Consider the following 24,792-nt stretch of genomic DNA (forward strand, 5'->3'; position numbering starts at 1 on the left):
GACGCCGCGTATCAGTCCTCGATCTTCCGACCCCTGACCGGGGCGGTCTCGAACAGCTCGGCGAAGTACTCGGTGAGCTCTGCCACGGAGTCCTCCGGAGCCGGGTCCTCGTCGGGCCCCTCCGGAAGGACGTGACGCGAGACGGGTGGAGCCGTCTGCGCCTCCTCGATCCAGTCCCGCAGGCGGTCGGGGTCCCGGGGCTCGTCCGGGGCGAAAGCGTCGTAGATCACGGTCGCTCCGGCCGCGTTGATGGTGACGCCCAGACCGTTGATCTCCCGCCCGGTGGTGACCTTCCCGTTCTTCAGGAGACGAACCAGCGCCTGGGCCGTGGGGCGGTGGTCGAGGAAGTCCATCCGGAGAACAGTGTGGATGAGGTCCTGGTTGCCGCAGGCCACCTCGACCGGCCCGTAGTCCGGCCCGTTCCGAAAGAGTTCGGCCGCCCACCACAGGCGGGAGAAACACTGTCGGTCCGCAGGTCCCTGGAAGCGAGCCGCAGCCACACGTCGAGACGAATCCGACAAGTGGCGCCACACGACGTAGTCAGGGGCCACAGCCAACGCCAGGTGGTTCCACAGCCTGCTGTCCGCCGCTTCCTGCCGCGTCAGTCGCAGTGTGGCGTGGAGCCGAGGCGCAAGCCACGCGTCGGCCCGGGTGCGCTCATTTTCGAAGGCAAACATCGCATCGTCCACCAGACTGCGGACCGGTTCGACCCACCACCTGGCGTCGTCGTCGGGAAGAGGCTCCACGACCTTGGCGAGGTCGATGCCACTGTGAACCTGTTCGCCCGTGAGCAAGCCCTCGGTGAGGAAGGGGTCCGCGGCCGAGCCGGAAAGCAGTGCCAGGCGCTCCGGTACATGGTGGGGCTGGGTGATCACGTCTCGCTCTCCCTGTTCGTCCGTTCCAGGCTGCGGATCATGTAGCCCACCGCCTTGGCGGCCTCGGCACGCCGGACCGCCGCGTAATGGATGCGTGTCTGCAGCTCGCCCCAACCCGAGTCACCGGTGCGCCGGCGGTGCACCTGGCGCAGGGCCTCCTCGACGTGGACGCCGGGGACGACGTCCGGGAGCATCTCCCGCAGCACCTCGCCCTGCCAGTCGGTCGGGAAGACCGGGCCACCGCCGGGTTCCACCTCCAGGTCGCCGATGGCGCCGTGGAAGACCGCCGTCCACACGTCCGTGGCCATCTGGGCGACCAGAAGGTCACGGACCTTGCTCTCCACACCGGACCCGTTGCTGTCCAACAGTCCGACGATGCCGTCGATATCGGTGTTGACGAACACCGTGGGGACACGCGCCGTGGTGTCCACGAGCCAGGGGGCGTCGGCGTAAGCATGCAGCCATTCCCTGGAACTCTTGCTGAACGACGCCTTCCGGACGTCCAGTCGCAGCCCTCTGACCGGCTCGTCGGAGACGGTGTCGACGATCCAGTTCCGGTCGGTCTCGGTGATCGACCGTCCGCGTACTCCGTCGACCGTCCCGACGGCGTATGCGCCGAGGTTGGCTCGTCCCAGGTGGTCGTCGCGGAACAGCTCCATGAAGCCCGACCAGTCGCGGCTGCCCTCCGTGTCCCGAGTGAGGGCCGTCGAGGTGCGGACATTGGTATCCCCATCGGTCAGCACGGCGAGGACACGCAGATCGGACCACGCCGCGTCCGGAGCGTCGGCGCCGGGCGGGAGCGTGGCCGAGAGACCGATCGTGGCGCTCACCCAGTCCGCGTGGCCCGCGACGCCGAGGGCGACGGCCTGCTCCTGAGTCGAGTAGGCGCTGGTGTCCAGTGGGTCACGGGTGCCGTCGGAGAGCTTGAGGGAGACCGAAGTCACCCTGAGCGTGATCGGGCGGCTGAGTCGCTTGTACGGGTAGATCTTCACGCGTCACGCCCCCTTGCCGGCACGCAGTTCGACGACGAGGCGGGTGAGTGCGGTCCTCACCGGGTGTCCGGAGGCATCGGTGGCCCCTCGGAACTTCGCGCGGCGCGTGCCGGGAGGGAAGCGCAGGGTCCCGTCCTCCACCTCGCAGCCCTCCACGGCGACGAGTTCCGCCCAGTCGAGGCGCGGTCGTCCTCCGGAGCGGACGTCCAACTGGGCGACCGGCACCATCGGGACGATCTCGTCACCGCGCGGAATCTTCACCTCGGCCGTGACCAACCACTCCCCCTGGTCGCCGATCGTCGCGTCGAGAGCGTCCAGCACCGGCACCACCGGGCCGGAGGGCACCTTGGCCTTGGGTCGGCTCTTGACGGTCAGCGCCTTGCGCAGCGCCTCCCCGCCTTCGCCTCTGCCGCGCTTCGGGCGGGCGACGAGTTCCCTGACCGCACTGTTGACCTCGGTGGTCAGGTTCTGGATCCGCCGGTAGGCGGAGGGGGACCAGCGCAGGGTCAGCTCCTCTGTCTGTCCCCAGCGGTCGTGCTCGGGCGGTTCCGCCGCACGCAGGAACTCCTCGGCCTCCTTCCCGAAGGGGGCCGACTGGCCGGCTGCCTCGCCGACCAGGAGAACGGCCTGGAAGGGGTTGGTTCCGAGGGGCAGGTTCGGAACCGTGGCTTTCCTGACCGTCATGCGGTTCCCGCGCAGCGAGTGCACCTGGTTCGCGGGAGTGTCCCGGTCGCCCGCAGCCTCGGTGACCAGCAGTACCGCTTGGTGAGTGCCGAGCGTGGCGCCCCTGACGCCGCCGGTCAGCGGCAGCTTCAACGGAACGTTTCTGGAGGCCACCTGACCCGACTCGGTGAGCCGGTCCACCGTGGTGCCCTCGTAGTGGGCCCGCAGGGCGCGGGTGCGGGAGGGCTGCTCGACGGACGGGTCCACCTTCGTCTCGGCCACGACCTCCTCGCCGTTGCGCAGGGCCCGGACCGAGGCCTCCAGCAACGGGAGTCGGCCGCCGCCACCGACCATGGCCGCCCAGAAGTCACGGCCCAGCGCCTCGACCAGGCGGCGGTGCATCCTCTCGATGTCGCGTGTGTCCTCCGGACCTTCTTCGTCGCGGGGCCTGACGTCCTGCTCCGAGGACTTGCCTTCGAGGCTGGCCACGTCGTGCGCACCCACGATGAGAAAGGACGTACCGGGTTCGTCGCTCTCTCGGTTCAGATGGAGGCGGTTCACGGTCTCCTCGTCCGCCCACCAGGAACGGGCGACCTCGGCACCCTGCGAGTCGGGATCGGGGCGCCCGAACCAGGCAGGACCCGCGTACGCGCGTCCATCGACCTCCCGCCAGGGCAGTTCGAGACGGCCGATCAACCGACGCTCGGTGCGCCCCTCGTGCGGCACGGACAGGGTGGAGTTGATGAGTACGAGCCCGAGAGCGCTGGTCGCCCACAACGTGGCCTTGCCCAGGCCGTAGGAACCACCGGCGGCGGGGCCGGACTTCAGGCTCTCCAGCTGACGCCGGACGACGGCCGCGAACTTGCCGTCCGCGTAGTCGTCGCCGGTGAGCCCGGAGGCGTTGTAGTCGTCGACCCTCAGCAGGACCAGACGGCCCCTCTCGTACATGTCGCGCACACCGGCGTCGACAACCCTTCCGACCTTCTGGTTCCCGGCGAGCTCCGAGACGGCGGAGTAGTGAGGAAAGAGGTCGTTCCAGAGGATCGCCTCACGGAAGGCGTCCAGGTGTTCACCGGTCAGTTCGTGCAGGGTGTAGCGGACCCTGACCGGGCGGCCGTTCTCCGACAGGCGCTCGTCGAGGCTGTTCTGACACGTCTCGCGCGCCAGGACCTGCACGTCGGCGTCGAAGGCGAAGGCGGCGGCATTGCCCAGGTCACGGCCGCCGTCGGGATAGCCGGGACGGTGGTACCAGGTGACCGGGAGGCCGGCTTGGGTGTCGGTGGTGCGGGTGTGCACCGTGCCGACGTCCGTACCGAGCGCGTTGGCGATCTCCGTCATGACGGTCGGGCGCGGGGTCGACCGCCCGGCGATCCAGGCGGAGACGGCGGCTCGGGTCAACCCGAGTTCCTTGGCCAGTTCGGCCTGCGTCTTCCCCGCAAGCTTGAGCTGTCGAGCCAGCCACGGCCCGAACTCCTCACCTGTCTCCACGCGCCACCTGCTCTTCCTCGGGTTGTAGGAAGGAGGCTAATTTGACGATCGCGATCACGTCAACCAATAGTTAACCGAGCGAGGGTCGCAACCGACTCAGTCGGCTTGCCCGAATCGTGCAGTTCGCACCTTTCACCCGTCTTTGCCCGATCCACGCAAGCGGAAGCCTCCAACTCCTTTCCTGCGGGCATGCGTTGGAGCTTGCCTGGATCTCAAAACCCCGCTACGTTCGCCATGTTGGAAAAGCCAACTCGCTCGCGAACCGCTTTAACCGGGGGCCGACCGATCTGGCTACTGGTATGTCCTCATACACTCGATGAATGTTTCAACGAGTGTATGGGGAAACGTTTTTGAAAAGTCCTCGCGGCCGGGGGGAACCAGCCGCTACCGTGATCGGCGGGAGTTGATCCCGCAGCAGGAACCATTCGCTTCATGGGGTTACCCGATTACACCCCTGTGCGAATTTCAGGAAACCAATCGACAGGGGTGGGGAGTCGATGAACGAGGACGACTGTTTTCCGTTACTGCTCTCCCAGCGGGAGCGCAGCACACTCGAGCTGGATATTCAGCGGGTGGTGAGCAAGGCCGAAGTCGCGGACTTCCCGAACCGTCATGACCTGCCCGAGGGCGATGCCCTCGCGGGTTTTCCAGACTTGCCCGAGGCGATTCCGGTACTGCCGGACGAGAGCCCTCCTGCCGCCTGACTTCGCGCACTCCATCCGCACGACCTGCGCACTCGCCCATCGGAGAGACGCTCCGACCAATCGGTGCGCGATGAACGTGGGCCGGCTCGTACCCAGCCGGCGAGCCGGCCCGTCATCCAGACTTTCACCCACTTTCGACATCAGGAGCGCTGCAACGTGTCGTCCTCGTCCTCAGCGGTGATCGAAACCGTCCTCGAACAATCCTTCCGCGTTCTGCAGACATACGCGGTGGATCCCGGCCTCGTCGCCGAGCATGCCAATGGCGAACGTCGTATCACGCAGGGTGGTTACGGCGACCGCCAGCTTTTCGAGCTCGTGCAGAACGCGGCCGACGAAATCGCGAACGAGCCCGGCGGACGCGTCCATGTGGTCCTCACGGAGACCCACCTGTACTGCGCCAACGAGGGAAGTCCGGTCACCCCGGAAGGGGCGGAGACCATCCTTCGGATGAGTATGTCCAAGAAGCGCGGCGGGCAGATCGGGCGGTTCGGCGTCGGGGTGAAGTCGGTCCTCGTGGTGACCGACGCTCCTGAATTCTTCAGTCGCACCGGGAGTTTCGGATTCGACCGCGCCTGGTCCTACGCGGAGATCAAGTCCGTGCCCGGTGTGACGGAGCGCTACGGGCCGGAGTTCGACGCCCCCGTCCTGCGGATGGCCCGTCCGCTCGACACGCCGGCCGAACGCGCCACCGACCCTGTCCTGGACAAGCTGTTGACCTGGGCGACCACGGTCGTCCGGCTTCCGCTGCTCCCGAAGGCCGACGACCGGCTGGGCAAGGACATGCACGGCAACCGCGGCAAGGACCACGGTGAGCCCCGCGAGGAGTTCCCGGTCGGGTTCCAGCTCTTCTCGCCGCACGTCGCCAAGGTCGTACTGGAGGACCACCGCCCCCGGCCCATGGCGCGCCGGACGCTGACCGCCCAGCAGTCCGGTGACCTGCACACCGTGACCGAGGAGCGCACGGGGAAGGCGCTCTCCACGGAGCGGTGGCGCGTGTTCACCACCACGCACGAGCCGGGCCCCGCGGCCCGCGCGGACGCCGGAGAGCTGCACGACCGGGTCGCGCTCGACCTGTCCTGGGCCGTCCCCGCGCTGGAACGGGACGCCGAGAGCGGCCTGTACATCAGCCCTCGCTCTCGCGGTCGCGGCAAGTTCTGGTCGTTCTTCCCCACCAAGTACGAGATGTCGCTGAGCGGCATCCTCAACGGAGCGTGGAAGACCAACGAGGACCGACAGAACCTGCTCGACTCCTCCCCGTTCAACCAGGAAATGATCAAGGTATCGGCGCAGCTGGTCGTCGACTCCCTCCCCGGGCTGGCCCCGGCCGAGGACCCGGCCGCCTACCTCCCCCTGCTGCCCGGCCGTGTCAAGGAGTCGATCAGCTGGGCCGACGAGTTCCTGACCCGCGAGATCTGGGCCCGCACCGCCACGTGCGCCTCGCTGCCGGACCAGGACGGTGTCCTGCGCGCCCCCAAGCAACTCCGCGTCCACCCCAGGCTGGACAGGGACCAGAAGCAGCTGACGCGATGGCTTCGGATGTGGCACGAGTGCCCCGGACGCCCCTCGGACTGGCTCCATCCGAGCGCCGAGGCCGACACCCTGCGCTCCGGCAAGGTCGAGCACATCCTCGGCGCCGCCGGACATGAGCGGGCCGGTGTCCGCGACTGGCTGGAGGCGCTCGTCGCGAACGGCACCGCCGAGGCGTCGGCGGTCGCCGTCCGCATCCTGGCCGACATGATCGAGAAGGGCTCCCCCTTCGCCGACGAAGCTCGCAGGGCCCGCGTCGTGCTGACCGAGGAGCACGGACTCGTCGCCCCGGTCCACGGCAAGGTGTTCCGGCGGGCCGAGCACCAGGACGGGCTGCGCGGGTCCACGGTGTACGTCGTCGACGAGCTCGCCCAGGACCCGTCGTTGGCACACGCGCTCAACGTCCTCGGTATCCGCGAGGCCGACGTCGAAGGGCGGTTCATCAGCGTCCTCGACCAGGGCTTCGACCACTACGGAGAGTCGGACTGGGAGCGCTTCTGGGAACTGTTCCGTCAGGCCGGCGTCCGTCGGCTGGCCCACAAGGTCCTGGAGCGCGTGCCCGACCCGCGCACGACGCTCCGGGTACGGACGGCCGACAAGCGCTTCCGGCCCGTCGCCGACTGCATGCTGCCCGGTGCCGTGGTCGACGGCGAGCGCGATCCGAACGTCGCCGTCGACATGACGTTCCACTCCGACGACGTGTCCTTCTTCTCCCAGATCGGCCTGCGGGAGCGGCCGGCCGGCGGCGTGCAACCGCAGGCGGGCGAGGGTTGGTTCGAGGAGTACCGAGCCGCCGTGCACGCGGCGGCGCTGCGCAACCTGGACAGCGGCGCCCCGCGCCCGAAGTTGGACCGGATGAAGGTCGAGGGCGCCGCGATCGGTGGCCCCCTTCATCTCTTCCGCGCCCTGTCCGAGGAGTCCCGTGCCGCCTTCCTGAAGGCGCTGCCCGACGACGCCGTGGTGGACAACTGGACGCGTCAGTTCGGCGCCCAGACCGGCACTCGGCAGGCGGTGATGTCTCCGATCCGTTGGATGCTGCGCAAATACGGCAGGGTCGTCACCTCCCAGGGGATCAAGCCGCTGACGGAGGCCGTCGGCCCCCAGCTCGCCGCATACCGCGATGTGCTGCCGGTCGCCGACATCTCCCCGGAGAAGGCCCGCAAGCTCCGGCTGCCCATCACCGTCGACGAGGTTCCCGCCGACCGCTGGGACGCGCTCCTCGACGAGGTGTCCCGCAGTGAGGACGACTCCTTCGTCGGCACCACCTACGTGATGCTGACCAGGTTCGGGGCGGACTTCCCCGAGGACTCCCTCACCCGCTGCCGGATCGGTGACACCTGGGGCACCCGCCCCGACGACGAGATCACCCTCGCCGTCGGCACCGCCGAGTACCGGGCCCTGCGTGCCGAGCAGCTTCCCGCGCTGCTCGTGCCGACCGCCGAGGACGCCGAGCTGATGGTCGAGAAGTGGGGCATGCTCCGCTACGCCGACGTCATCAGCAGGGAGACCCGCGAGGTGCCCGAGGGCGACCCCGTTCTCCTCGTCGAGCTGTTCCCCGCCCTGCGACAGCGCCTGAACAGCGGCAACCGGAACAGCAAGGTGCAGCGGTGCACGGAGCTGGAGGAGGTCACGCGTACCCCCAACGGCACGCACGCCTCTCCCCTGGACTCCGTGCGCCAGGACGACACGGTCAAGATCCGCATGCCGCGGGAGCCCGAGCCCATGCTGCGGCTCATCGACCGCGAACTCGGACTCGGCCTGGGGGCGGCCGGCTGCCGCGCGGTGTTGGAGCACCAGGACCGCATGGCCAAGGACAGCGCCCTGAAGGCGGCACAGAAGGCCGTGCGGGATGCCGAGGACGTCGTGGACAAGCTCGAACTGCTGATCGGCGCCGAGGCGCTGCGGGCCGGCCTGCCCGAAGGGCTGATGGACGCCGAGCTGCAGGCGACCGGCGGCGTGGAGCCGTCCGGGCGCCGCATCGCGCAGATGGCGTTCAACGCACACGGTGACGGGGTGCTCCAGCAGCACGCCCGGGACATCCAGGCACGCTTCCCCAACGCCCCGGTGGGGTACGGGGGTTCCTCGGCCGCCATCGCCTTCGTCTCCGACCTGCGCCTGCCCGTGACGTTCGCCGGCTCCAGGACTCCCTCGCCACCTGCCTTCGAGACGATCGAGGGGCCCCGGGACTTCCCCAGGCTCCACGACTACCAGGAGGACCTGGTCCGCAACATCTCCACCCTGCTCGACCGGCTCGCCCCGCAGCGCGGCATGCTGTCGCTGCCCACGGGCGCCGGCAAGACACGGGTCACCGCCGAGGCAGTGATCCGCTGGGTGAAGCGGGTCGGCGACCTCAAGGGCCCCCTGCTGTGGATCGCGCAGACCGAAGAACTGTGCGAACAGGCGGTGCAGAGCTGGAAGTTCGTCTGGAGCAAGGTCGGCGCAGAGCGACCGCTGACCATCAGCCGGCTGTGGAGCAACAACGAGGTCGGCAACGTCGTCGACCACCCCCACCTGGTCGTCGCGACGGATGCGAAACTGGAGCGGTGCCTGGGCACCGACCAGTACGCGTGGCTGCGTGAGCCCGCCCTGGTGATCGTGGACGAGGCGCACACCGCGATCTCCAAGCGGTATACGGAGATCCTCGGCCTGATGGGCCTGACCCAGTACGAGACGCGTCGGCACCTGCTCGGTCTCACCGCCACCCCGTTCCGCAACACCAACGAGAACGAGACCCGCCGACTGGTCACCCGCTTCGGCAACCGGCGGCTCGACGAGGGCGTGTTCCCCTCCGGCGACCCGTACCGCGACCTGCAGGAGTGGGGCATGCTCGCCCAGGTCGAGCACCGCACGCTCACGGGTGGTCGGATCGAACTGAGCCAGGACGAGAAGACCCACGCCGAACGCATGGCGATGCTATCCCGGGCCGCCGAGCAGCGGCTCGCCGACGACCACGAGCGGAGCATGCGCATCGTCGACTCGGTGGCCGACCTGCCGTCGGACTGGCCAACGCTGCTCTTCGCCACCTCCGTCGACCACGCCAAGTACCTGGCGGCCATGCTCAACGACCGAAACGTCCCGGCCGCCGCCGTGGACTCGACGACCAGTGCGCAGGACCGTCGGACGCGGATCGAGAATTTCAGGAACGGCCGTATCCGTGTGCTCACCAACTACGGCGTTCTCACCCAGGGGTTCGACGCGCCCGCCACTCGGGTCGTGGTGGTGGCACGCCCGGTCTACAGCACCAACGTGTACCAGCAGATGATCGGTCGCGGCCTGCGCGGCCCCAAGAACGGCGGCAAGGACACCTGTCTGATCCTCAACGTCGACGACAACATCGCCAACTTCGAGACCAAGCTGGCCTTCACCCAGTTCGAGCACCTCTGGAGCCGTACGTGACCGACGTCTACCTCGACAGTCCGCCGCTCACCGCCGAGCAGCGGGCCGTCGTCGAGCAGCCCTGGGACGCGCGGGTCCTGGTCACCGCCGGGGCCGGCGCGGGCAAGACGCACACACTGGTGCGTCGGCTCGACGCCCTGTGCGGGCACGAGGATCCGGAGGAGTCGCTGGACGCGGCCGACATCCTGGTGCTCACCTTCTCCCGGGCGGCCGCCCGGGAGTTGCGTGAGCGCATCACCCGGCACGGGGACCGGGCCCGCCGGGTGCGCGCCCAGACCTTCGACGCCTGGGCGTACGGCGTGCTCGCCCAGGCATACCCGGACCGGGACTGGGCCACGACGTCCTTCGACGAGCGGATCAGGGCCGCCACGGAAGCCGTCGAGGAGGGCGCGCTGGAGTCCGGTGACTCGGTTCCGCCGTCCCACGTGGTGATCGACGAGGTGCAGGATCTGCTGGGCGACCGCCGGGAACTGGTGGAGGCCCTGCTCGACCGCTACCAGGACAGCTGCGGATTCACCGTGGTCGGTGACGCCGCCCAGTCCGTATACGGCTTCCAGATCGAGGACCCGGCCGAACGCAACGACGAGACCGGCCGGTTCTTCGAGTGGCTGCGCAGCTCGTACCCCGACGACCTGGTGGAACTGCACCTCACCGAGAACTTCCGGGCCGTCACCCCGGAGTCACGCGTCGCGCTGTCGTACGGCCCTCGGCTCCAGCGGGTCCGGGACGCGGACGATGCCGCCACGCTCTACGAGGAACTGCGCGACCTCCTCGTGGACCCGGTGAACACCCTGGCCGACCTCACCGACGAGTACACGCTGCAGGGCCTGCGGGACCTCGACGACAGCTGCGCCGTCCTCACCCGCGACAACCGCCAGGCCCTGGTGGTCTCCCGGCTCCTCCACGAGAACGGCATCGAGCACCGGCTGCGTCGCCCTCTGGAGGAGCGGCCGGTGCCCCACTGGGTGGCCGAGCTGCTGCGCCGTACCGAGGCCGCGGGGCTGCCCGAGGACCGGTTCCGCTCGCTGCTGGAGCAGATCCCGCTGGCCCACAAACCGAACGCGGGTGCCTTGTGGACGGTGCTGCGACGCGCGACCCGTTCGCCGGGGCGCAGCGCCCTCGATCTGGACCGGCTCCGCCGCCTGGTCGCCGACGGTCGTTTCCCCGACGAGGCGGCCGACCCGGAGACCGCGCGGATCGTCGTCTCCACCGTTCACCGGGCCAAGGGTCTTGAATTCGACCGGGTGATCGTCCTGACCCCGCCGACCGTGGCCGAACTCCACAAGCAGTACGGCACCGAGGCGGACCTTCCCGCTGAGGCCCGTGCCCTGTACGTGGCGATGACCCGAGCACGACAGGACCTCTACCACGTCCGCTCGCCCGAGGTGCCGATCATCAAAAGGGCGGGGACCCGCAAGAACGGGCGGCGGTTCGTCGGCGGGTGGCGGTCGTACGACAGGTTCGGCGTGGTCGCCGAGGCCGGCGACGTGTGCCGGGACAACCCGCCCGGGCACGCGACGGACGCCACGGCGACCCAGACCTACCTCCTGCACGAGGTCGGTCCCGGCCAGGAAGTGCTGCTGCGCAAGCGGCACGATCTTCCGGCGGGCGAGGCCCAGAGCCCGCCGTACGCCCTGCTGCACCGGGGGCGGGAGATAGGCGAGGCCTCGGAGCGGTTCCGGCAGGAACTGTTCCGGGTGCAGAAGGTGAACCGGACCTGGGACCCGTGGTGGCCCGACGAGATCCGCGGCCTGCGGATCGACACCTTGGAGACGGTGACGGGCAGCGTCGCGGCCGGCGCCAACGCCGGCCTGGGCGACCGAGGCATCTGGACCGTGCCGCGGATCACCGGCATCGGCATGTTCCGACGGGCTGACAACGAAGAGGAGCAGGGCGCATGACGCACGTGACAGGTCGGCACTCCGAGCACTACCGGGTGCGGGACGAGGAACTCCTCGTGGGACTGCGCAGGGAACTCTTCGGCCCCGCCGAGGAAGCGGCACCGGAGGACCGGGACGAGGTCCTCGCCCAGGACGCGCCGATCGACCGCTATCTGACGGGCGTGCTGTACCCCCGTGCCTCGCGGGAGCGCAGGGCCGAGAACGCCGCTGAGCAGGACGGCCTGGACGCGGCGCCCATCCTCGCCCGGGAGGACGCCGAGGAGTCCGGCGCCGCTCAGGAAGCGGGTGTCTCGGGCGACAGGCGCCCGTCCTCCATGGGCCTGACCTTCGCGGTCGACCCGGCCACAAGCGCTGAGATCGTGATCTCGACGCGCGCGGCGGTCTACGAGCCCACCGACGCGGACGGCAACCCGGTCCCCGCCCGTCGCGCCGAGGCCCGCACCGTCGCGGAGCAGCGCGAACGTTGGCGACGCAAGGAGCTTCAGCTCCCCGAGAAGACCGTCGACGTGACCGCTCCGACCCCGGGCGAGCTGATCGAGCTGGTACCGGACAAGGTCGGCCTGCACGTCATCGTCCGCCGCCCCGACCCTGTCAGCGGCACGGTCACCGTCACGGTCACGCTGATCAACCGGCAGAAGGTCGGTGAGCGGGACCTCCAGGACGCTTTCGCCCTCTTCCAGTGCGGCCTGGTGGTCTGGGCCGCCGACGGCTCCAGCGCTTTCGTCGAGCGCCCCGCCCCGGTCTCCGCGCACGACCCGGAGATCGCCACCAGCCGGCTGCTGCACCGCCATGCCCCGACCTTCGCCATCGGCCACGGCTGTGCCGCCGCCTGGGACTGGGTCCCGTCGCCGATCGGCATGACCGACACCCGCAAGGCCGCCGTCCCCGAGGTGCGCAGCGAGTTCGTGCCCAGCGTGGAGGTGCTGCTGACCGACTCCAACCCGGAGATCGACAGCTCGTCGCTGTCGATGCTGGGCCTGGCCGAGAAGCCCGATGCCGAGGTGCTGGCCGCCCTGGAGGCACTGGCCACGGGCTACGAGGACTGGATCGCGCGCAAGTCGGCCGAGGCCGACGCTCTGGCGGGCGGCCCCCACGAGCAGCCCGCGAGGGACCAGGTCGACGCCTGTCGCGAGGCGCTCGGCCGAATCCGCGAGGGCATCGAGCTGCTGCGGACCAAACCCGACCTGATGCGGGCGTTCCGGCTCGCCAACCGTGCCATGGCCGACCAGCGCGCCCGCAGCGCCTGGGTGAAGGGCGGACGCGTCGGCAGCCCCGATCCGTCCGCCGGCCGCTGGCGCCCCTTCCAGATCGCTTTCCTGCTGCTCTGCATGGCCGGCATCGACGACCCCGAGCACGACGACCGGAAGATCTCCGACCTGCTCTGGTTCCCCACCGGTGGTGGCAAGACCGAGGCCTACCTCGGACTGATCGCCCTGACGTCCTTTCTGCGCCGCATCCGCAAGGGCGCGAACGGCGGCGGTGTCACCGTCCTCATGCGCTACACACTGCGGCTGCTCACCCTGCAGCAGTTCGAACGTGCCGCGATCCTGCTCTGTGCCATGGAGCACATGCGGCCCCACACGCCCGAGCTGGGCGACGAGCCGTTCTCCGTCGGCATGTGGGTGGGACGCTCGGCCACCCCGAACACGCTGGCCGAGGCCGCGGGCAGGCTCGACGAGCTGCGGGCCGACCTCGACAAGCGTCTCGCCACCGAGAACCCCGTCCAGCTGCACGCCTGCCCCTGGTGCGGGACCCGGCTCGACGCCCGGGACTACGAGGTCGACGAGGACGCCAAGCGGATGCACGTCCGCTGCCCCGGCGCGGACTGCGACTTCGCCGGCGGCCTGCCCGTCCACCTGATCGACGAGGCGGTGTACGACGCGCGTCCCACGCTGGTGATCGCCACCGTCGACAAGTTCGCCTCGATGCCGTGGCGTCCGGCGACCTCCGCGCTGTTCAACCGGGACGACCCGACCGACGGCACTCCTCCCCCGGAGCTGATCGTCCAGGACGAGCTCCACCTGATCTCCGGTCCCCTCGGCACCCTCACCGGCCTCTACGAGACCGCTGTCGACGCGCTCGCCGACCGGCCCAAGGTGATCGCCTCCACGGCGACCATCCGCCGCGCCGCCGACCAGGGCCGCCACCTCTTCGCCCGCGATGTGCGGCAGTTCCCGCCCGCCGGCCTGGACTCCCGCGACTCGTGGTTCGCCGTGGAGACCCCGCGGGAGGAGAAGGCGAGCCGCCGCTACGTCGGCCTCCTGGCTCCCGGCACCAGTCAGTCCACGCTGTTGATCCGCACGTACGCCACGTTGCTGCACCGGGCCCTGCACGCGGACACCGACGACAAGGTGCGCGACGCGTACTGGAGCCTCATCGGTTACTTCAACAGCCTGCGGCTGCTCTCGGCGGCCGAACTCCAGGTCCACGACGACGTGGTGGCCTATCTCGAGCTGCTCGCCGACCGCGAGGGCGTGGCCGTGCGCTCGGTGGCCAACTACTCGGAGCTGACCAGCCGGATCGACGCCAGCGAGATCCCCACACGCCTCAAGGGCATCGAGAAGAGGCTCCCGGACGAGGACACCGTGGACGTCCTCCTCGCGACGAACATGATCGCGGTGGGCGTGGACGTGGACCGGCTCGGGTTGATGGCCGTGATGGGTCAACCGCAGACGACCGCCGAGTACATCCAGGCCACCAGCCGCGTCGGCCGTGCCCATCCCGGCCTGGTCACCGTCATGCTCAACTCGGCTCGGGCCCGGGACCGCTCGCACTACGAGAACTTCCAGCACTACCACTCGTCCCTCTACCGGGAGGTCGAGTCCACCTCCGTCACCCCGTTCTCCGCCCGCGCGCGTGAACGAGGACTGCACGCGGTGACCGTCGCGCTCGCCCGCATCCTGATCCCGGCCGCCCGCCCGAACGAGGGCGCCGGTCAGGTCGAGTCGTACGAGCACATCCTTCGGGAAGACATCAGGGACCTCCTCCTGGACCGCGTCCGCGCGGTCACTCCCTCGGAGGCAGAGGCCGTGGAGCAGGGTTTCGACGAGTTCGTCGACTGGTGGTGCCGGGAGGCCGACATCCACGGCGCGCTGCTCTTCGAGCCGAAGCGGGGCAACCGTGCCCCTTCGATCCTGAAGTCGTACGACGACGAGTCCGAGGACCGCGAGGCCTGGCCCACCCTGTGGAGCCTGCGCGACGTCGACGCCGAGTCCGCCCTGTTCATGGAGGGAAACCGATGACCCCGCCCCCCGCCCGCCGCCGTCGGACCGCGGCGAACGGCACCGCCCCGGCCCACAACCTGCCCCGCCTCGGCACGGTCCGCCGGGCCCAGGCGATCAGCACGTACGGCGTCGGGTCACTCGTCGCCGTCGACCACGAGTCCTTCGTCGTGTCGGGCCTGGACGAGGCCGACCGCAGCTGGCGCAGGGACGAGTCACCCGTCGTCCACGAGCGGCGACTGGCCCGGCTGCTGGACGTCGACTTCTTCCGGTCGCCACCGGCGTCCGACGACAACAGCAAGGACGGCCTTCGGGTCCGCCGCTTCCCCTTGATGCACTCGTGCCCGGAGTGCAACGACCTGCAGCCCCACCGCGACTTCTCTCCGCCGGCCGGTCGAAGCGTCTGCGGCACGTGCGAGGTGGACCTCGTCCCCTCCCGTTTCGTCGTCGCCTGCCAGGCGGGGCACCTCGACGAGTTCCCCTACTGGCAGTGGGTGCACCGCTCGCCCGACCGTGATTCCACGAGGTTCGAGAAGTGCGGCGGCAAGCTGAGGATGCGCACGACCGGGCGCACCTCCTCGCTCCGCTCCATCGTCGTCTCCTGCACCTGCGGTCAGGTGCCCGAGGTCTCGATGGAGGGCTCCTTCCGCAGGAACGCGCTGAAGGACCTCCGCCTCACCTGCCGGGGCGCCCGCCCATGGCTCGGCACCTCCGCCACGGACCCGGCGGGGTGCGGGCTCCCCCTGCGCACCCTGCAACGCGGTTCCTCGTCGGTGTGGCAGCCGGTGTTGAAGTCGGCGCTCTCGATCCCGCCGTGGAGCAGCGGCCGTGCGGATCCGCTGGCCGAGCACTGGGCAAAGCTGAGGAAGTACGACGACGCCGCGCGTATCGAGGGCTATCTCGACGCCGTTTTCGGCGACGAGGAGTGGCCCCTCTCCCTCGAAGAGATCATGGCCCTGCTCGACGCCGAACGCGAGGAGGACCCGGGGGACGACAAGGCGCCCGGCTTCGACCACCGCTACCGTGCCCTGCGCGACAAGGAGTACGAGCGTCTGCGCTCGGGCAACGACGAGAGCGAGCAGTCCCGTGACGAGCAGTTCGTCTGCGAGACACCGCTCGGTGATCCGACCGTGCTCCAGCCTCTCGGGATCGTCGGACCGATGCTGGTGAAGAAGCTTCGCGAGGTGCGGGCCCTGAAGGCGTTCACCCGCCTCGTCGACGCGGAGTCGACGACCGATGCGAAGGAGATGCCGCTGTCCGCGAAGCCCTTGCGCTGGCTGCCGGCCATGGAGGTCCAGGGCGAAGGAGTCTTCCTGCGCTTGGACGAGAGCCGCCTGGATGCCTGGGAGAAGGCGCCTGCCGTGGCGGCCCGGGTCGAGCGCATCCGCACCGCCCACCAGCGGATGCTGGAGCAGCGGGCCGACGACCCGAGTCGTGCCGTACCGTCCCCGGCGATCCCGCGCATGGTGCTGCTGCACACGCTGGCCCACGTGCTGATCAACGAGTGGAGCCTTGAGGCGGGTTACCCGGCCGCCTCCCTGCGCGAACGTCTGTACGCCGCCGACGACATGGCCGGGGTGCTCATCTACACGGCGACGAGCGACTCGGCGGGCAGTCTCGGCGGTCTCGTGGCGCAGGGCGAACCCGAGCTGCTCGACCGCACGGTGCGTTCGGCCGTCCGTCGCGCCGAGTGGTGCTCCTCCGACCCGCTCTGCATGGAGGCCGAGGCCTCGGGCACCGTCGGGACGAACCTCGCCGCCTGCCACGCCTGCGTGATGCTGCCGGAGACGAGCTGCGAGCACAACAACATCCTGCTCGACCGCGCCCTGCTCGTCGGTACGCCGGACGAGCCGCACGTGGGCTACTTCGCGGGCGCTGGAGTCGACTGACCTCCGAAGCAGGTCGGCGCCCCTGTACGGAGCCGGTGGATGTGACCGGCGGAGCACCCACTCCATACCGGTCACCTCCCCTACGACGGTCAACGCCTCTCCAGTTCGGCTTCGTAGCGCGACTGGGCGCGGTCCAGTGCCTCGTCCACGTCGCAGCCGTGCGCGCGGAGCCAGTGCAGGAAGTCCGTGATGACCGTGATCACCGACTCCTGCGACATGGCCCGCGCCACCTTTCCCTCACCTGTCCCGCAGAGTGTCCGCGTATCCGTGCACGACTCCAGCAGAGCCTGGGCGCGCCGCACGCCGGGGCCTTCGACGTGGCCGCTCGGCGACGCGAGGCCCGTCGCCAGCTCGCACCACGTGACCTTGCGGTCAGGGCCGAGTTCGACGCCCCACCGTTCGGCGAGCGCGTCGACCAGGGCCATGCCCCGGCCGCCCTCCGCGTCGACGTTCACGTGGAGCAAGGTCGGCAGGGCGCGGGTGTCCGGGTCACGGACCTCGATACGCAGACGTACGCCGTTCATCGAGACCGCCAGTGTGGCCGGGGTTCCCGTGCCCACATGCGTGATGACGTTGGACGCGAGCTCGCTGACGCACAGCTGGGCCTGGTCGACGACCTCGTGCAACCCCCAGATGCCCAGATGCAGCCTCATGGCCCGCCGCAGGCCCGCGACCTCCTTCGGCTCGGCCGTGAAGGCCAGAGTCCACGGCTCACGCCTCACGCATGCTTCCTGGCCCACGAAAACCCCTCTCGTCCCGAGGACGCCTCACAGATCACTGGCAGTCATGAGACATCACGTTGAGTTGCGCTTCATCAGAGTGGCGGGCGACGATCCCTTTGTGCAATGTGCACGACGGGAATCCCACTTCCGAGTGATTGGCAAGCACACCTCTTGGCGCGAGACTGAACGCCCGCTATTCGAAACGGGGTTGATATGGCCGGATCACCCACAGCCCGCCGGCGTCGCCTGTCGATCGAGCTGAAGAAGCTCCGCGAGCAGAGCGCGCTCACCTGTGCCCAGGTCGGCGAGGCGCTGGACTGGAGTGGGTCCAAGGTCAACCGCATGGAGACCGGCAGTGGTCGAGTCCAGCCGTCCGACGTCGACGCGCTTTGCCGCTTCTACGACACCTCGGACGAGCTGCGCGAGTTCCTGAAGGCACTCGCCCGGCAGGCCAAGACACGCAGTTGGTGGCAGGTACACAGCTCAGGGGTGCCCGAGTGGTTCTCCATCTACATCGGCCTCGAACAGGACGCCTCCACGCTCCGCCAGTACCAGTGCGAGGTACTCCCCGGCCTCCTGCAGACCGAGCCGTACGCCCGTGAACTCCACACCTGTGGCTCGTACCTGCCCCCGGAGGACATCGAGCGTGCCGTGCGGGTGCGCCTGGAGCGCCAGTCGATGCTCAGCGCGCCCGACGGTCCCGACTGCTGGTTCATCGTGAGCGAGGGAGCCGTGCGCAGAGTCATCGGCGACCACGAGTTGATGCGAGTTCAGCTGGAACACGTGTTGGACGCCGTGGAACGGTCGAGTGCGACTCTGCAAGTGCTCCCTTTCGACGCGGGCACCTGTCCGACGACAGGATCGTTCACGATCTTGGGCTTCCCCGACCCCGAGGACCCCGACCTCGTGTACCGGGACGGCATCACTGATGCCATGTACCTGGAGGGTGAGCCTCATGTCCGCGAGTACAACCGAGCGTTCGACGAGCTGAGGGCCGCAGCCCTGAGCCCGCGCCGCTCGATCCAGCTGATCAAGAACGCAGTGAAGGAATGCACACGGTGAACAGCACCCCGAGCGGCACCGAGCCGTCACACGCGTGGTTCAGGTCGTCCTACAGCAACGGCGCGGGAGGCGAATGCGTCGAGTGCGCGGCCGCGGGTGACCGGATCCTCCTGCGTGACTCGAAGACCGGCGACCAACGGATCACGTCCGTCGGTACCCCGGCATGGCGTGTCTTCGCTCACGCGGTGCGGCGGGGCTGGCCGGAGACGCGCTGAGCGCCCACGGCACGGTGACGCACAGCCCTGCGCTCGGCAGAGACCTGTAGGACACTCCACGTAGCACAGAGGAGACCGAGGAGCCGATGATCGTGAGCACTCCCCATGCGGAGACCGGCGTTCCCACATCGTTGCCACTGAGGACGATCGGCGACATAAGAGCCGCTCTGCGCGCCGGTCACGGGTTCCCGGGTGATCAGGAAGCTTTCGAGGCCGATCTGCAACGCGCGCTGGAGGCATCGACAGAGACCGACCTCAAGGCCGTGGCCTCGGTGATCGTCGATTACCGAGGGAGAATCCGTCTGTACCAGGACCCCGACTTCGACATCGCCGTCCAGGAAGGCATCGACCTCGCGGCGCGACTGAAGCGGGAGGCCGGAGGCGAATGAGCGGCGTCATCGCAGCCGTGACCGTGCGTGCGGCCGAACGGGCGAAGAAGCTCGGCGCGGAACAGGCCCTGGAGGCGTTACGACAGGAGCTGGAGCTGGTCCCCCGACTCGGAGTGCTGCTCGGCCCGCGCCGCCAGGACGGCGTAGAGGTACGCAAGATCGAGCCCACGGCCGGCCTACCGGGGTTGGCAGTGGCCTACATCTACACACCGGCACCTCCGCCGCCGACGGTCGCGATCACTTCGGTGACCCCGGACGACGGCGTACCGGAGTAACCCCCGGCAGCCGATCCCCGACAGGTCACTACTGGTCGCCGTCCCGGCCGTCGTCGCCGCCCCCGATGACCGTCAGGTCGATCCCCGCCCCCGCGTATGGGTCGGGCGTGCCGCCTTGCGGCTCTGGAGGGCGCACATCTTGCGGAACAGCTTGTACGTGTTCACGCTGAGGTCGGCGTCGGCGAGCGCGTTGTGTGCCGCGTATCCCATCGTGGTGAAGCCTCCTCCCTTGAACCACAGGTTCTCACGGAGACCGCGGCGGGCGGCGAGTCCCACGAGATCGCGGCCGAGGCGCTGGCCGGCTGGGCGGAGAAGCTGCCGTTCCCCGTGGAGCCCAAGCTCTGAGCGGCCTGCCGGGTCAGGACACCACCCTCAAATGGGTCGGCCAGCCGATGCGGTCGAGGAGGCGGAACATCTTCTTGATGTCCGTCGGGTTCAGTTTCACGCAACCGTTGGACTCGTAGTCACCGGGGTCGTTCCAATGACGGGCCTCGGGCTTGCCCGCGCTGCCGTCGCGGTTCATCTCGGAGTGGATGAACATCTCCGTGCGGGTCACGGTGCCCTTGGAGCACTTCATGTCCTGCAGGTAGACGGCGTACCCCTTGATGACCTTGCCGTTGTAGGTGCGGGTCTTGAGCTTGATCTTCCAGTTGCCGTTCGGCATCCAGCCCCTGGCGCGGGCGCAGTCGTCCTCGACGCCGAGGCCCGATCCGGCCCGGTAAGTGGCCCAGAGCTTCTTGCCCCGGTAAACGGAGAGCTTCGAGTTCGTCGGGTCACCCGGGTTCTTGTCGAACACCAGGGTTGTCGCGGGCGCCGCTGCTCCGGCCACGGCTTCGGCCGGACCGTGGGCGGCGACGGTCGGTGCCAGGGTGAGGATGGTCGCCGCGGCACCCGCCGCCACGGTGCCGCGCAGACGGCTTCCGCTTCCGTTGGTGCTCATCGTTGGTGCCTCGTTTCCGCGCGACCGAGTGCCCTTTCGGCCGCGCACGTGTGGACGGATCGGATCCCGTCGGCGTGTGGTGCCGCCTCGGGAAGGCAAGCGCATGGGCGTTCCGGGAGCGGCCCCCCTCTGCCCGCTCCCGGAACCGGGTCAGGCGATGGCCAGGCGTACCTGGGCCGTCTTGGTCCCGGCGAAGGTGAAGGAGAACTGCTCCCGGACCCCGGAGCTGCAGGCGGACTTCGTGCGGTAGGCGCCGTTGCCGGCGTTGATGCGGACGACGGCGCACTTGCCGTCCATGCGGGTGTCCTGGAGCCAGCCGGCGACCGTCACATTGCCGCCCGAGCAGCGCAGGCTCCAGCTGGCCTGCGCGCCGTCGATGACCGGGGACGCGGAGGACGGGCAGGTGGCCGCGCTCGCCGGGCCGGCGGCGCCGACGGCCAGCCCGCCGGCGAGGATGACGGCCGAGACGGCGGACGTGAGGGTCTTGCGGACAGCAGACATGGATTACCCCTTCGGGCGCAGTGCTGACAGGAAGCGGACCGGAGGAAGGTCCCTGGAGGGGGCGCACGCCGACGAGGGCGGGCCGTCCGGGAGTTCCGGTCGCGGAATCAGCATGGCCGGGTGAAGCGGGTGGGAGAACCCGATCCGGACCACTTGCCCAGGCGCATCCATGCACCTCTCATGACTGTGCTCTGACCTGTGGTTATGTCCTCATGTAGGAAGGCCGCGCGTCATGCGGCACCGAGGACCGCACCACACGTACCCCGCTGTCACGCGGACGTGGAGGGAAGAACCGGGCTCATGGACCTCTGGTACGCCGGTGCGGCGACGGGCGGGAGCTGATGGACCAGCAGGGCCATCCAGGTCTCCGTGTCCGCCCGGCCGGTCGCGGGCAGATGGTGGGTGCGCTGGAAGAACCTCAGGTCCTCCGCGGTCACCGCGGTGAACTTCCCCGACACCACCGTGCCGCCCTGACCCACGTTGTCCAGAAGCTGCTGCACGGCGAGCACCTCGAAGCCCTCGGAACCGGGCCCGACCGGCCTCACCAGCTCCGGCCACGTGTCCCTGCCCACCTTGCCGTCGGGCGCCAGGTGACGCTTGCGCTGGAAGTCCATGACGGCGTCGTGGGTGTCCTCGCCGAAGAAGCCGTCCGCCCTGACCTTGTAGCCCCACGCGTTCAGCAGGTTCTGCAGGGCACGTCCCCGCGTGTACTGATCCTCCTTCTTCATCCGCAGCAGTGGCCACTCGTAGGGCGCCTTCCCCGCGCGGACCGCACCTGCCGCACCGGCCGTCGTGGCTCTGCCGTCCGGGGCCAACCGCTCGTGCACCACCATGCCGGCGGCGAAGGAGAGGACCACCGCCGTCACCACCAGCCCCGGCAGGGCCCGCCGGAAGCGGGACCGACCGCCCGATGCGTCGCGCCCGTCCGTTCCCGGCACGGCCTCCGTTCCGGCAGCGGCGTCGGCGTCGGCGTCGGCGCCGGAAGGCGCATCGGTCCGGTTCTCGGCATCGGGTCGGGCGGCGGACTCCGGCCCGCTTCCGGCGATGCGCTGGCGGCCGTTCTCCTCCTGTGCCGCCCGGCACAGCGCCCGTGCCCGTTCGAGCTCGGCCTCCGGCGCACGTAACTGGGCGTGCAGGGCCTCCACCACTCTCGGTGGAGCGGTCGACGCGTGCTTCGGATTCAGATAGCGCGAGAGCGTCGTCTGGTCGACGCCGAGCCTCGCGGCCAGTGCCTGCTGGGTCGGCCGCGTGCCGCCGGCCACGCTGCCGGCCTCCTCCCACCAGCGTCGAAGCAGCCACGCCAACTGCACTCCTGGCCGTTGGTCCCGGTCCTGGCCTCCTCGCTCATGCGCCATGTACGTGTCTCTCCCGGATCGTCAGGCGGAACAGTCAGGCATCCGCATCGTCTGCATGACGGGCATAGCAGCACGTCGGGCGCCTGCATGGCGTCAGGCACGGATGCATCGGCCCAGCGGCGCAGATCGTAGCGACGCGCGGCAGGGCATCCGGCGCGTCTGCTTCCGGGGCGTCCGTGGCGTCGTGCGGCCTCCAGACGTTCGTCGGCCGCGCGGCCAAGCCGCCCCCGCTTCGTCGTAAGGCCGCACCGAAACCCGGTGCCCAGGGCACGCGTTCACCCGAACGAGTGCCCTGCGCAGCGCGGTCGCGGGAGCCGATCACTCACCCGCAGGAAGGACTCCGGCATGTCAGGAGGGCATGTCAGGAGGGCATGACTTTCGCGGCGCGCCTGAAGCAGGAGACGCGAGACCGGTAGGCGGCGTCCACGGCTCGCCCCTTGGGCAATCGACCGGCCGCCGACCCGTTGGCGCGGCCGGTGCGATCCAGTAGGGTCACCGGTGTGAACACCGGATCGGCTCTACGCCACGCACAGATCGGTCAGCCGGTGGAGGGCTGATCGCTCGGTGGGTGCGGACGTCGCACCCCCTCGGTTCGGCACGCGGACCTCCCCGTGCTCGCGCACCGCGAGTCCCTTCTCCGTGTCGAACAAACAGCGAGGTCAGCAGCCGGATGTCAGTCACGTTCAACCACACCATCATCGCCGCCAAGGATCGCGACGAGTCGGCCCGGTTCTTCCGGGAGTTGCTGGAAGTGCCGGAGGCGCCGTCCTGGGGGGTGTTCACCAACATCCAGCTCGGCGACGGGGTACTGCTCCAGTTCGCCGAGCCGCCGGTGGAGATCCAGATGCAGCACTACGCGTTCCTGGTCGACGACGAATTGTTCGACCGGGCGTACCAGCGACTGCGTGAACGCGGCATCGAGCACTGGGCCGATCCGCAGATGCGACGCCCGGGTGAGATCAACAACGAGCACGGTGGCCGCGGGGTGTACTTCAAGGACCCCGCCGGTCATGCGATCGAGCTGATCACCCGCCCGTACCTGTAACCGGGTAACCGGGTAAGCGGGTAAGCGGGTAAGCGGGTAACCGAGTAACCGGTCCGGGATGTGCCTGGTCGGGTGCCCGAAGCGCGGCGCCCGACCAGGCGACCGGCGGTGAAGCGCCGGGCGCGCACCCTGGCTCAGGGCTTGCGGCCCACCCCGCAGTAGGCGTCGACGGAGGCGGCGGACGGGCCGGCCGGGGCGTCGGGGTCCGGGCGCCAGGACGGGACCTGGGTGATGCCGGGGGCGACCAGTTCCAGCCCGTCGAAGAAGCCGGCGATCTCCTCGACGCTGCGTACGTAGTACGGCGTGGCGCCGCTGGCGTTGTAGGCCTCCGAGGCGGCGATCATGCCCTCGCTCGTGGCGGTGCTGTCGCTGATGACCAGGTGGCTGCCCGACGGGAGGCCCGCCATGAGGCGGCGTACCAGGTCGCGGGCCTGGTCGTAGTCGGCGACGTGGCCGAGGGTGTTGAGGATGATCAGGGCGATCGGCTGGGAGAAGTCGAGGGTGCCGGCGGCGGCTTCCAGGACGCTGTCCGGGTCGTACAGGTCGGCGTCCAGGTAGGCGGTCCGGCCCTCGGGGGTGCTGGTGAGCAGGGCGTTGGCGTGGGTCAGCACGATCGGGTCGTTGTCGACGTACACGATCCGGGCGTCGGGGGCCACGCGCTGGGCCACTTCGTGGGTGTTGTCGGCGGTGGGCAGTCCGGTGCCGATGTCCAGGAACTGGCGGATGCCCTGCTCCCGGATCAGGTGGCGGACGGCGCGTCCCAGGAAGAGCCGGCTGGTGAGCGCCACGTCTACGAGGCCGGGGAAGATCTCCTTGATCTGGTCCCCGATCTCCCGGTCGACCTCGTAGTTGTCCTTGCCGCCGACGAAGTAGTTCCAGAAGCGGGCCGAGTGCGGCGTGGTGGTGTCGATCCGGGCCCGTATCTCCGCGCTGGCGGCGACCTGGGAGTTGGTGTCTGACACGGCAGAGTCTCCTACGGGTTGGCGTGGTTGATCAATGCACCAACCTAGTGCCGCGGTCGTCCGCGCCGCATGAAAAGTCCGTACGGGCAGGGGTGGTTGGCGGTGCGGTCGGCCGCGGCCCGCCCCGCCTCGGGGCGGGCCGTCCGCCGGATCGTCCGTCGGGGTGTCAGCCGAACATCCCCGGCTCGTAGCCGCCGGCCGGCTGCTGGACCATGACGTTCACCCGGTTGTAGACGTTGATCAGGGCGATAAGCGAGACCAGGGCGGCGAGCTGGTCCTCGTCGTAGTACTTGGCGGCGTTGGCCCATGCCTCGTCGGTGACGCCGCCGGCGGCGTCGGCGATGCGGGTGCCCTGCTCGGTCAGTTCGAGGGCGGCGCGCTCGGCGTCGGTGAAGACGGTGGCCTCGCGCCATGCGGCGATCAGGTTCAGGCGCACGGAGGTCTCCCCCGCGGCGGCGGCGTCCTTGGTGTGCATGTCGGTGCAGAAGCCGCAGCCGTTGATCTGGCTGGCGCGGATCTTCACCAGCTCCTGGGTCGCGGCCGGCAGCCCCGAGTCCGACAGGACCTTGCCCGCGGAGTTGATGTGCTTCAGGAACTTCATGGCGACCGGGTTGCCGAAGACGTTGAGACGGGCTTCCATCGTGTGCTCCTCGCGTTCAGTGGGGTTCGT

Annotated in this window: 20 protein-coding genes; 10 read left to right on the forward strand and 10 right to left on the reverse strand. The window is 69.5% G+C overall.

The features are described from left to right. Positions 1-11: 11 nt before the first annotated feature. From H0H10_RS16595 to H0H10_RS16605, 3 genes are read right to left on the reverse strand one after another with little or no spacing between them, the layout of a single operon-like run. Positions 12-875, reverse strand: coding sequence for a DUF6339 family protein (locus H0H10_RS16595; RefSeq protein ID WP_188181736.1), 864 nt, complete (start codon positions 873-875; stop codon positions 12-14). Further along, positions 872-1,867 (reverse strand): hypothetical protein, encoded by a 996-nt coding sequence (locus H0H10_RS16600; RefSeq protein WP_188181737.1) that lies wholly within the window; start codon positions 1,865-1,867, stop codon positions 872-874. Before H0H10_RS16600 ends, H0H10_RS16595 begins: the two co-directional genes overlap by 4 nt. Before the next feature lie 3 nt (positions 1,868-1,870). Next, positions 1,871-4,018, reverse strand: coding sequence for a helix-turn-helix domain-containing protein (locus tag H0H10_RS16605; protein ID WP_188181738.1), 2,148 nt, complete (start codon positions 4,016-4,018; stop codon positions 1,871-1,873). Between the two features lie 497 nt (positions 4,019-4,515). Between H0H10_RS16605 and H0H10_RS16610 the strand changes: the two genes are divergently transcribed. From H0H10_RS16610 to drmB, 5 genes are all read left to right on the forward strand, one after another. Further along, positions 4,516-4,722 (forward strand): hypothetical protein, encoded by a 207-nt coding sequence (locus H0H10_RS16610; protein ID WP_188181739.1) that lies wholly within the window; start codon positions 4,516-4,518, stop codon positions 4,720-4,722. Positions 4,723-4,878: 156 nt separating this feature from the next. After that, positions 4,879-9,645, forward strand: a complete 4,767-nt coding sequence (locus tag H0H10_RS16615) for a DEAD/DEAH box helicase (protein ID WP_188181740.1) — start codon at positions 4,879-4,881, stop codon at positions 9,643-9,645. After that, on the forward strand, positions 9,642-11,546 hold the full coding sequence (locus tag H0H10_RS16620) for a UvrD-helicase domain-containing protein (protein ID WP_188181741.1): 1,905 nt from the start codon (positions 9,642-9,644) through the stop codon (positions 11,544-11,546). The genes H0H10_RS16615 and H0H10_RS16620 overlap by 4 nt, the downstream gene beginning before the upstream one ends. Continuing rightward, positions 11,543-14,788, forward strand: coding sequence for a helicase-related protein (locus H0H10_RS16625; RefSeq protein WP_188181742.1), 3,246 nt, complete (start codon positions 11,543-11,545; stop codon positions 14,786-14,788). Before H0H10_RS16620 ends, H0H10_RS16625 begins: the two co-directional genes overlap by 4 nt. After that, a complete protein-coding gene (drmB, locus tag H0H10_RS16630; RefSeq protein ID WP_188181743.1) occupies positions 14,785-16,656 on the forward strand; it encodes an MrfA Zn-binding domain-containing protein in 1,872 nt (623 codons plus the stop codon). Before H0H10_RS16625 ends, drmB begins: the two co-directional genes overlap by 4 nt. 89 nt (positions 16,657-16,745) lie before the next feature. On the opposite strand, the gene H0H10_RS16635 is transcribed toward drmB, so the two are convergent. Then, positions 16,746-17,378: an ATP-binding protein gene (locus H0H10_RS16635; protein ID WP_309141816.1), complete on the reverse strand. Its 633-nt coding sequence runs from the start codon at positions 17,376-17,378 to the stop codon at positions 16,746-16,748. Between the two features lie 213 nt (positions 17,379-17,591). On the opposite strand from H0H10_RS16635, the gene H0H10_RS16640 reads away from it, so the two are divergent. The 4 genes from H0H10_RS16640 to H0H10_RS16655 all read left to right on the forward strand — a co-directional run bounded on the left by H0H10_RS16640 (position 17,592) and on the right by H0H10_RS16655 (position 19,319). Then, entirely contained in the window at positions 17,592-18,440 is an 849-nt protein-coding gene (locus H0H10_RS16640; RefSeq protein ID WP_188181745.1) for a helix-turn-helix domain-containing protein, read from the forward strand. Further along, entirely contained in the window at positions 18,428-18,655 is a 228-nt protein-coding gene (locus H0H10_RS16645) for a DUF397 domain-containing protein (RefSeq protein WP_188181746.1), read from the forward strand. Before H0H10_RS16640 ends, H0H10_RS16645 begins: the two co-directional genes overlap by 13 nt. A 92-nt stretch (positions 18,656-18,747) precedes the next feature. After that, entirely contained in the window at positions 18,748-19,044 is a 297-nt protein-coding gene (locus tag H0H10_RS16650) for a DUF6247 family protein (protein WP_373566847.1), read from the forward strand. Then, a complete protein-coding gene (locus tag H0H10_RS16655; RefSeq protein ID WP_188181748.1) occupies positions 19,041-19,319 on the forward strand; it encodes a hypothetical protein in 279 nt (92 codons plus the stop codon). Before H0H10_RS16650 ends, H0H10_RS16655 begins: the two co-directional genes overlap by 4 nt. Before the next feature lie 72 nt (positions 19,320-19,391). On the opposite strand, the gene H0H10_RS16660 is transcribed toward H0H10_RS16655, so the two are convergent. The 4 genes from H0H10_RS16660 to H0H10_RS16675 form a co-directional block, all read right to left on the reverse strand. Continuing rightward, entirely contained in the window at positions 19,392-19,529 is a 138-nt protein-coding gene (locus tag H0H10_RS16660) for a hypothetical protein (RefSeq protein WP_188181749.1), read from the reverse strand. Between the two features lie 148 nt (positions 19,530-19,677). Beyond that, positions 19,678-20,259, reverse strand: a complete 582-nt coding sequence (locus H0H10_RS16665) for a L,D-transpeptidase family protein (RefSeq protein ID WP_188181750.1) — start codon at positions 20,257-20,259, stop codon at positions 19,678-19,680. Between the two features lie 150 nt (positions 20,260-20,409). After that, the gene (locus H0H10_RS16670) at positions 20,410-20,760 is read right to left on the reverse strand and encodes a hypothetical protein (protein WP_188181751.1); all 351 of its coding nucleotides are present in this window, start codon (positions 20,758-20,760) and stop codon (positions 20,410-20,412) included. 269 nt (positions 20,761-21,029) lie between these two features. Next, a complete protein-coding gene (locus tag H0H10_RS16675; protein WP_309141818.1) occupies positions 21,030-22,070 on the reverse strand; it encodes a peptidoglycan-binding protein in 1,041 nt (346 codons plus the stop codon). A 715-nt stretch (positions 22,071-22,785) separates the two neighbouring features. Here H0H10_RS16675 and H0H10_RS16680 point away from each other — a divergent pair. Continuing rightward, on the forward strand, positions 22,786-23,160 hold the full coding sequence (locus H0H10_RS16680) for a VOC family protein (RefSeq protein ID WP_188181753.1): 375 nt from the start codon (positions 22,786-22,788) through the stop codon (positions 23,158-23,160). A 134-nt stretch (positions 23,161-23,294) separates the two neighbouring features. On the opposite strand, the gene H0H10_RS16685 is transcribed toward H0H10_RS16680, so the two are convergent. Then, complete coding sequence (locus H0H10_RS16685; RefSeq protein ID WP_188181754.1) at positions 23,295-24,122, reverse strand: SAM-dependent methyltransferase; 828 nt, start codon at positions 24,120-24,122, stop codon at positions 23,295-23,297. A 166-nt stretch (positions 24,123-24,288) separates the two neighbouring features. Beyond that, complete coding sequence (locus H0H10_RS16690; RefSeq protein ID WP_188181755.1) at positions 24,289-24,762, reverse strand: carboxymuconolactone decarboxylase family protein; 474 nt, start codon at positions 24,760-24,762, stop codon at positions 24,289-24,291. Between the last annotated feature and the right edge of the window lie 30 nt (positions 24,763-24,792).

The organism is Streptomyces griseicoloratus (genome assembly GCF_014534645.1).
GTDB classification, from domain to species: domain Bacteria; phylum Actinomycetota; class Actinomycetes; order Streptomycetales; family Streptomycetaceae; genus Streptomyces; species Streptomyces griseicoloratus.

Bases quoted from the DNA above. Each gene is read 5' to 3' on its own strand.
- H0H10_RS16610 (WP_188181739.1), top strand. From the start codon at position 4,516: ATGAACGAGGACGACTGTTTTCCGTTACTGCTCTCCCAGCGGGAGCGC.
- H0H10_RS16625 (WP_188181742.1), top strand. From the start codon at position 11,543: ATGACGCACGTGACAGGTCGGCACTCCGAGCACTACCGGGTGCGGGAC.
- drmB (WP_188181743.1), top strand. From the start codon at position 14,785: ATGACCCCGCCCCCCGCCCGCCGCCGTCGGACCGCGGCGAACGGCACC.
- H0H10_RS16640 (WP_188181745.1), top strand. From the start codon at position 17,592: ATGGCCGGATCACCCACAGCCCGCCGGCGTCGCCTGTCGATCGAGCTG.
- H0H10_RS16645 (WP_188181746.1), top strand. From the start codon at position 18,428: ATGCACACGGTGAACAGCACCCCGAGCGGCACCGAGCCGTCACACGCG.
- H0H10_RS16655 (WP_188181748.1), top strand. From the start codon at position 19,041: ATGAGCGGCGTCATCGCAGCCGTGACCGTGCGTGCGGCCGAACGGGCG.
- H0H10_RS16660 (WP_188181749.1), bottom strand. From the start codon at position 19,529: ATGGGATACGCGGCACACAACGCGCTCGCCGACGCCGACCTCAGCGTG.
- H0H10_RS16665 (WP_188181750.1), bottom strand. From the start codon at position 20,259: ATGAGCACCAACGGAAGCGGAAGCCGTCTGCGCGGCACCGTGGCGGCG.
- H0H10_RS16670 (WP_188181751.1), bottom strand. From the start codon at position 20,760: ATGTCTGCTGTCCGCAAGACCCTCACGTCCGCCGTCTCGGCCGTCATC.
- H0H10_RS16680 (WP_188181753.1), top strand. From the start codon at position 22,786: ATGTCAGTCACGTTCAACCACACCATCATCGCCGCCAAGGATCGCGAC.
- H0H10_RS16690 (WP_188181755.1), bottom strand. From the start codon at position 24,762: ATGGAAGCCCGTCTCAACGTCTTCGGCAACCCGGTCGCCATGAAGTTC.